Origin of the sequence: Microcoleus sp. C2D2 (assembly GCF_036702495.1) — a bacterium.
Lineage (GTDB): Bacteria > Cyanobacteriota > Cyanobacteriia > Cyanobacteriales > Microcoleaceae > Microcoleus.
Genome location: NZ_JAUBTO010000243.1, coordinates 1 through 7,553 on the forward strand (window position 1 = coordinate 1; position 7,553 = coordinate 7,553).

General features: G+C 47.8%; 8 protein-coding genes. All 8 read right to left on the reverse strand.

Translation table 11 applies throughout. From position 1 onward, the window contains the following. Window positions 1-147: 147 nt before the first annotated feature. Window positions 148-669, reverse strand: a complete 522-nt coding sequence (locus QUB61_RS36575) for a DUF3122 domain-containing protein (RefSeq protein ID WP_333135994.1) — start codon at window positions 667-669, stop codon at window positions 148-150. A gap of 80 nt (window positions 670-749) precedes the next feature. Next, on the reverse strand, window positions 750-1,130 hold the full coding sequence (locus tag QUB61_RS36580; RefSeq protein ID WP_333135992.1) for a rhodanese-like domain-containing protein: 381 nt from the start codon (window positions 1,128-1,130) through the stop codon (window positions 750-752). 207 nt (window positions 1,131-1,337) lie between these two features. Next, the gene (locus tag QUB61_RS36585) at window positions 1,338-1,841 is read right to left on the reverse strand and encodes a permease (RefSeq protein ID WP_333135990.1); all 504 of its coding nucleotides are present in this window, start codon (window positions 1,839-1,841) and stop codon (window positions 1,338-1,340) included. 74 nt (window positions 1,842-1,915) lie between these two features. Beyond that, on the reverse strand, window positions 1,916-2,428 hold the full coding sequence (locus tag QUB61_RS36590; RefSeq protein WP_333135988.1) for an isoprenylcysteine carboxylmethyltransferase family protein: 513 nt from the start codon (window positions 2,426-2,428) through the stop codon (window positions 1,916-1,918). Between the two features lie 46 nt (window positions 2,429-2,474). Further along, window positions 2,475-3,422, reverse strand: coding sequence for a cysteine synthase A (gene cysK, locus QUB61_RS36595; RefSeq protein WP_333135986.1), 948 nt, complete (start codon window positions 3,420-3,422; stop codon window positions 2,475-2,477). Window positions 3,423-3,441: 19 nt separating this feature from the next. Beyond that, window positions 3,442-6,135, reverse strand: a complete 2,694-nt coding sequence (locus tag QUB61_RS36600; RefSeq protein WP_333135984.1) for a cyclic nucleotide-binding domain-containing protein — start codon at window positions 6,133-6,135, stop codon at window positions 3,442-3,444. A 231-nt stretch (window positions 6,136-6,366) separates the two neighbouring features. Further along, window positions 6,367-6,900 (reverse strand): cytochrome b6-f complex iron-sulfur subunit, encoded by a 534-nt coding sequence (petC, locus tag QUB61_RS36605; protein WP_333135982.1) that lies wholly within the window; start codon window positions 6,898-6,900, stop codon window positions 6,367-6,369. Between the two features lie 18 nt (window positions 6,901-6,918). After that, a complete protein-coding gene (locus QUB61_RS36610; protein ID WP_333135980.1) occupies window positions 6,919-7,149 on the reverse strand; it encodes a DUF2892 domain-containing protein in 231 nt (76 codons plus the stop codon). Window positions 7,150-7,553: the final 404 nt, after the last annotated feature.

The following is a 7,553-nucleotide window of genomic DNA, read 5'->3' on the forward strand; positions in this document are numbered from 1 at the left end:
CGTGATGCTATATCTGCCCATTCTTGTAACTTTTTCATGCCTTCTCTTATTCCCCAATCAAAGACCTGAATCCTTACCACCTGATCTGTGGGTAAGCTCCAAAATGTGGAGAGTTGGGGATTCATCGGTTTGATTTTTTGGAGTTAGTCAATGAGCAGAAATTGTTTGCCACTCTTGAATCGCCGTGAATGGGATTTGTAACTCGATCGCTGAGCCAGTTACCATCGGTAAAGTTAGGTGAAGGGGAATTTCAGCCTGCAACTGCGGTAGGACAGACTTAATGTCATATTCTGCGACATTCGCTGGGGTTGGTGTGTCCTTAGAAATTTCGCTAGAAATATCCTTGGCGGTTAGAGTTTCGCCCATAGATGTTGTCATAATCAGCGGTTGAGTGCGATCGAATTCCACCGCACCAGGAAAGCCCACGACGCGCAGAGAGACAGTAGAACTACCTTCAGGATGGATGCGTTTGAAGCCGATCGCCTGCCAAGAATTTCCGTTCTGATCTTGCAGTTTTTGGCGGGATTGATACAGCATCTGCCCTGGATATTCTTCGATTTGGGTCACAGCAGAAAAAGCAGGTAAGGGAATACAGACAATCAGTAAAACGCAGATCCAAGCAGCCAGTAGCCAGCGCATCGGACGAATTTTAGATCCGTTATAGTTCATCACAAAAGTCCTCATAAAGTTAAAATCTCTGGAGATTCCAGAGTAATTTTTTGGGATTTTAATCCTCATTTTTTTGTGCATTAGCTAGAGGCGATCGCCTCTCCTGCGTTTTTCCAGCCTGCAAAACTTGGCGGAAATCCCTGGACATTTTCATAGCCCAATAGGTGCAATGTCATTACTCCCATTGCCGATCGATAGCCCGTTGAACAGTACAAAACTACGGGGTAATCGCGCGGAATTCGATCCAGATTGTGTGTTAGTGTTCGGAGCGGAATATCGATCGCATTAGCGATATGTCCCGATCGATACTCCGAGGGTTCGCGCACATCCACCAACAGGGTTTGAGGGTTCTCTAAGAGGCTTTTCAACCCTTCGACATTGGCGATCGTGTAATAGCCTGCTGGAATCGACGTGAGAAAGCGATCGACTCCCGATTCCAGATTCACGGTTTTTTCAGACATTGTTTGCATTTTTTCTTGAAAGATTGGTTCAGTTTCTATGAGATTTGCTGCGAGGATCGGGTTTTTCCCAATACCAACCAAGAGGCAAAAACATAGTGAAAATCCCAGTAATATAGTCTGAATTGGTTTCTTAAAGCTCATAGATTTCTCCTGAAATGGATTGTTAAGGGTTCACTCTGTCAGCCAGATATTTCAGCACCATGTCAATCAATTGATTAGGGCATTAAATATATAGCCGATACTAATAATTCCAACAGTCATTAACCCAATAAACACGGCTAAGAGTTGAGGTTTCAAAACTTTTTTGAGAATCACCATTTCAGGAAGTGATAATGCTGTCACAGCCATTGTGAAGGCTAAAACTGTACCCATCGGCATTCCTTTATTGACTAAAGCTTCGGTAATCGGCATTACACCCGCAATGTTTGCATAGAGTGGAACACCCAAAATTACCGCGATCGGCACTGCTAAAGGATTATTTGCGCCTGCATATTGGGTGATAAAATCTGTCGGCACATAACCATGAATCCCCGCCCCGATCGCAATACCACCCACGACATAGAGCCACACCGATCGCACAATTTCGCTCGACTGGAACCATCCATGCTCAAATCTTTGCCCCCAAGTTAGCATCACTGGTTCTGGATTGTCCTCATCACCTAGAGGTATTTCTTGACGAGATTTTTGCAGTTCCCAAACAAAGGGTTCCACCCATTTTTCTAATTTTAGTAATCCGATGATATATCCAGAGGCGATCGCAATTCAAGATATTGAAGCTGAATACTTTAATAGATCCAAGGAATTAGTTTCTTAACTTGCGCTCGATAGGTATCATAATCGGCAAATTTATCTCGCAGCCATGATTCTTCTTTTCTGGCTTTGATATCAAAAAATAGTAGCAAGAGCAATGCTCCGATCGCATGAGCTAAACTCCATTGCCAGCAACTATAGGCAAGGGCCAAGAAAATCACGCCACTATAAATGGGATGTCTGACCACTCCATAAATTCCACTGCTTACTAATTTCCCGTCATCCTTGGGGTGGGGCAAGGGAGTAAGATTCGTTCCTAATTCTGCGCTTCCCCAAAGTAATAACAATGCAGCAATTAGACTAAAAAGACCAGTCAATCCCCAACCTGTGTATTTCCAAATAGGAGACAAACTATCGAGAGCCACAACTGGATAGACGGGCAACAGGATAAAGCCAATAAAGAGGATTGTTTGACCGATTACCCAGTATTCACCTCTCGCACCGCGCCACCATTGGGCTGAGAATCCCCATGCTTTGAATTGGTTCATATCTTATTGTTTCCCTACTAATTGTTTTGATTGACCGAAAAAGCTGTCATGGCGATCGCAGGAGTTCTGCCCACATTGCCGTGCTGAGATATCGTTCTCCTGCACTGGGTTGGACGATCGCAATTCGTTGATTCTGGTAGCGCGATCGCTGCCCAATTTGTAATCCCGCGTAGACAGCCGCGCCCGTTGAAATGCCACTCAAAATCCCTTCGACTTGCGCCAATTGTCGTCCCGTCTCGTAAGCCTGCGCTTCGGTAACAGTCACAATTTCATCAATCAAATCCACTCGCAAAACATCAGGAATAAACCCTGCTCCAATACCTTGTAGATTATGGAAACCCGCAGGTTTCTCACTCAGCACAGCACTATTTGCGGGTTCGAGCGCAACGATCTGGAGATGGGGATTTTGCTGTTTTAGATAGCGTCCGGCTCCAGTTAGGGTTCCGCCGGTTCCCACACCCACAACCAAGACGGCAAGTTGTCCATCGGTATCCTGCCAGATTTCTGGGCCAGTGGTGTCGTAATGAATTTTGGGATTGGCAGGATTGCTAAACTGGTGGGGTGAGAAGGCGTGGGGAAGAGTCATCAGTAGTTGATTGGCACGATCGATCGCTCCTTGCATATCATCTGCGGCCGGAGTCAAGATGATCTCTGCACCATACGCCTCTACAATCTGTTGCCGTTCTCGGCTCATATTGTCTGGCATGGTCAAGATCAAATGATAGCCTTTAGCTGCACACACCATTGCTAAACCGATGCCAGTATTCCCGGAGGTTGCTTCAACGATCGTCGAAATTCCGGGTTGAATTAACCCAGATCGTTCTGCTTCTAGCATCATACTGACGGCGATCCGGTCTTTCACTGATTTTGCCGGATTCATCCCCTCTAGTTTGAGAACAATTTCGGCAACGCAGCCAAACTGCTGCGGTAATCGTTGAAGTTGAACTAGCGGCGTGTGACCGATGATTTCAGTAATGTTGGCATAAATGTTCATAGGGCAAATTGAATACACCTCAAATGATTAGCCAGAAACTCGTCACCGTCAGTCCGGCAATTAACAGCAAGTGGGGAAGATTGCTGAGCAAGGTACACTTGGTAATTCGTAACAGCGGATAGACACTGAAAATCAGAGCGGATAGGAGTGTTACCCCTTGAAGGAAAGCCGCAACATCAGCACTCCCAGTGAGAGTTGGTAAGCCCGTGCCGCTAAAGCCCAAGGTTCGCGCCAAGACAGGCAGAATTTGACCCGCTTCCGTGACCGCCGCCGGGATGTAGTGCGCCAGATTTACTGCCAGGGTAAAGGGCAGATAGGCGTAGATAACGGTGAGATAATCCGGTTGCTGCGGATCGAGGAGACGGGCGATCGCATGAGTGGTATATGTCAATCCAAACGGAATACAGAGAAGAGTGAGGACGATCGGCGTACTGGTCAATAAATGGTCAGCATCGATGGGAATATTGTGGAAGCCTAACCCTCCTAAAAGCCGTTGGGCATGATGTATAAACACCCCACCAAACAGCAGCAACAGGAGCGCGGCTTCTGCCCAAAAGCCTCGGTGATTCTCCAGCAAGTCGGATGTGGGAAACCGCAGGTTTAACTGAACCGAGCGATGGGGACAGGCTTTGAGACAGGTCATACATAGCACACAGTCTCGGTTGTCCTGCAATTGCGCGGGATGGGAGTAGAGCGGACAGCCACCCGTTGCCTGTCCTTCAGTAGGCAGGGCATCGGCAAAGGTGACGGGGGTGGCGCTACTGCCTTTATAGCAGCCAAAGGTACTGCACTGACTACCGCATACCTGTTGGGTCGATCGCAATTCAATCATCGCCAGTTTGGCAAACATCCCGTTCATACCACCGATCGGACAGAGATAGCGACACCAAAGCCGCCGCTCGTAAATCAGGCTAAAAATGACCGCTCCAGCCGTAATCGCCAAGAGCAACCAGGCAGAGAGAACGGCATGATGCGGCAAATCCCAAAGCTTTTCCCATAGATAAATTGCCACAAAGCCACCAAACAAGATCCAGGCTCCCCAGCGATTCAGCCATTGGGTATTCCAAGTGAGTTGCTGGCGCGGAAACAGCCACAGAGAGAGCCGACGCAACCATTCAGCGGTAATCATGAAGGGGCAGACGGCACACCAGATGCGACCTACAAAGACAAAGAGAAACAGATAACCCGGCCACCACCACGCCCAAAAGAGATTGAGCGTTACACTGCTATCTCGTGCTTGAGGACCGATGAACCCGGCGATCGTGACGGGCACAAAAAACGCCATCATCACCATCCAGATCCCCTCTGGATACCAGCGGCTCAGCAACACTCGCCGCAGCCAGGGTAGATGGGTGAGCAAATCTACCCGGAAGGCGTTTTTGGCAGACTGCACCGACCATAGGGCTTGTTCTGAAATCACGGACTGCCCCGGTGGGGTCATGATGACTGCCCGATGCAGAATTTCTGCCAGTTCTGTGAGGTTGCCGGGATAGTCGTAGCTAATCAAGCGACGCAGATCCGACTGATCCAGGTTCAGCAGCGGACGATTTTGTGCCTGACAGAACTGGGTTAAGAAGTAACGAGCAAAGTCTGGAATATCTGCTTTGCGCTGGGGCAAGCTAAAGAGCTTGATCGGAATTGTATCTGCATCTGGTAGCTCTAGTTGGTCAGGAGAGGCAAGGATTAAGCGTACCCAGGACTGGACGGGTTTGGGAGGCTCGGTTGTCAGGGTGCTAGTTCCGTTTACACCGTGATTGGGAAGGATGCCACCTGTTTTGAAGTAGTGGATGAAGCGGGTGCGATCGCCCCCACTCAATACTTGAACATTATTCAGCAGTAGCGTTCCCCGTTCCAACAGTTCGAGAATTCCCGGTTGCCCGCCGACTCTGCCAAATAAAAAGTCGGTATTGAGCCTGCCATCTTCCGATCGGGGTAACTTGGCACAATCTAGTTCAGCAAAGGGTTGGTCTGCGAGTCCAGAACGAGTATGAATCATCCCTGCTAGAAAGGTTTTTCCGGTTCCGGGTTGTGCTTGAAACACGACGGGTTTCAGAGTAGCGGCGGCTCGATCGATTTGTTCCGCCAGCTTTTGAGTGGCTTTGCTGTTGCCGAGAATCGTTTCCCCGTTTGGCACTGCTTGAATGTAGGACTGTAAGCCTTGAATGCGGCGCTGTTCTCGAGCAATGCGGGCACTGAAGGCGTTTAAGTCTTGTGCTAACAGCGCATTGAATAGATGTTCAATTTCGGCATACTGCTGCATCAACTGGCGAAACTGAGCCTGGGGCAAAAACCAGATTTCACTAGCAGTCAGGGCAATCGCCTGAGTCTGGTGCCTGCTGTTTTCTGGGTTTGCCATCAGCGACGCATAGCCAAATAGCTCTCCTGCACTGCGATGGCGAATCAGGGATTTACCAATTGAGGAGAGTCGATAAATCTCCACCGCGCCCCACTTCAGCAGGTATAGCCCGATCGCTGGTTGATTCGTTTGATAGATGAACGTTCTCGGTTCGACCTTGAGCAGGTGTAGCGATCGGGCAATGTCTTGCAGTGCTATATCTGGCAATTGCCCCCAAAGGCGATGGAATTTCAACCAATTGCAGCACTCTTCAACCGCTGTTTTATCTGCGATCGGCAGTCCATCCAGCCCCGCGCCCAAAGGCGGACATTCCATAGTTAATGCAGAGAGCAAATCGGGTGCAGTTTGATAAACCATGATTTTACTTTAGAACAATCTACTCGACCTGAAACGGTTCTAAATCATTTCAGGACTTACGCACCCAACCAAAGAAACCGGGTTTTTTGACGAAAATACTTCGCCCGGACCCACAGATTCTCTAAAAAACCCGCTTTCTGGGGCCATGAGCGTAAGTTCTACATTTTTTACGCAGATAAGTCTGTTTCGCGATCCGTTGAGCTTGAGAGGTTGATTGACGATTCGGAATCCTCAAACCCACCAGGGCTTTTCTCCAGTGCGGGGATCGTTTTCCGTCCAAGGTGAGATCAAAATTCTGTTATCGATCGCCACAACCTGAACAATCTTCAGCGGTAGAGGAGCCGGGCCACGCACCACCGTCCCATCAGGTGCATAGCGGGAACCATGACAGGGACATTGAAACTGCTGATCCATTGGGTTCCAGGGAAAGGTGCAACCGAGGTGAGTGCAGTTATCAACAATCCCTATGCTGTCTAGGGTGTGATCTTCTTTGACAATCAAGTAGGTGGGTTCTCCTGCCAAACCTGCAACTAGGGCACGGGTTCCCGGTAGTTCTGCCAGGATTTGTGAGGCTGGAATTAGATTTCCTAAAACATCTTTAGCAAGAATGGCTCCCCCCGCTCCCGTTTCTGCGGGCGGAATGAAGAATTTGCCAACAGGATAGAGGGCGGCACCTGCGATGGCAGCGACGGTGGCTCCGGTGATGAAATTGAGTAGTTGCCGCCTCGATAGAGACGGACTTTCGAGAGGAAAATTATTGTCCATGATGAAACTCCTTAAGAGTTAATGAATGAATTTTTCTTTCATTTGCTCTTTCGTCTGGCTGGTACGAATTCCCAGAAGGCTATAAAGACCGCAAAAACCGACCAGAGCCGTCACCAGCAATACGCCACCTGCAACGACTAGACCAATCCCCAATCCTGTACCGCTGTAAAGGAACAGTCCTAGATAAAATAACACCGAAGCCAACAACAGGCGGATCAGGCGATCGAGGCAACTCACATTCGTTTTCATAGCTGTAATCTCCAATGTAAAACTGATTGCAAAAAAACGGGTGCAGTCATGTAAGAAGCGACTCTCAAGGTATTGCAACACTTGCGTTGGTAACTCTTTTTATTATAACAAATTATTTACATAAAACTGCTCTAAATTGTCATAATAAATGAGATTTATAGATAAATTTCAAACAAAATTTATCTTATGGATGACGTAAAATTGCTATATACAATGGCAAGATAAATTTAATAGATACGAAAACTTTGGATATAACCGTATGAATTTGGAAAATTTAGCGGCTCTCAAGCCCTATCTCAGCTTTTTTCACCCCATTACTATGTGGCTATTGGCATTACTCACAAGTTAAGCTAAAAGCACTATTGTCAATGAGTAAAATTACTCATCTTTTACCTGTTGACCCA

What these genes read in the sequence shown, in the direction of transcription:
- QUB61_RS36575 (WP_333135994.1), bottom strand. Translation starts at nt 669, where the DNA reads ATGAACTATAACGGATCTAAAATTCGTCCGATGCGCTGGCTACTGGCT.
- QUB61_RS36580 (WP_333135992.1), bottom strand. Translation starts at nt 1,130, where the DNA reads ATGTCTGAAAAAACCGTGAATCTGGAATCGGGAGTCGATCGCTTTCTC.
- QUB61_RS36590 (WP_333135988.1), bottom strand. Translation starts at nt 2,428, where the DNA reads ATGAACCAATTCAAAGCATGGGGATTCTCAGCCCAATGGTGGCGCGGT.
- cysK (WP_333135986.1), bottom strand. Translation starts at nt 3,422, where the DNA reads ATGAACATTTATGCCAACATTACTGAAATCATCGGTCACACGCCGCTA.
- QUB61_RS36600 (WP_333135984.1), bottom strand. Translation starts at nt 6,135, where the DNA reads ATGGTTTATCAAACTGCACCCGATTTGCTCTCTGCATTAACTATGGAA.
- petC (WP_333135982.1), bottom strand. Translation starts at nt 6,900, where the DNA reads ATGGACAATAATTTTCCTCTCGAAAGTCCGTCTCTATCGAGGCGGCAA.
- QUB61_RS36610 (WP_333135980.1), bottom strand. Translation starts at nt 7,149, where the DNA reads ATGAAAACGAATGTGAGTTGCCTCGATCGCCTGATCCGCCTGTTGTTG.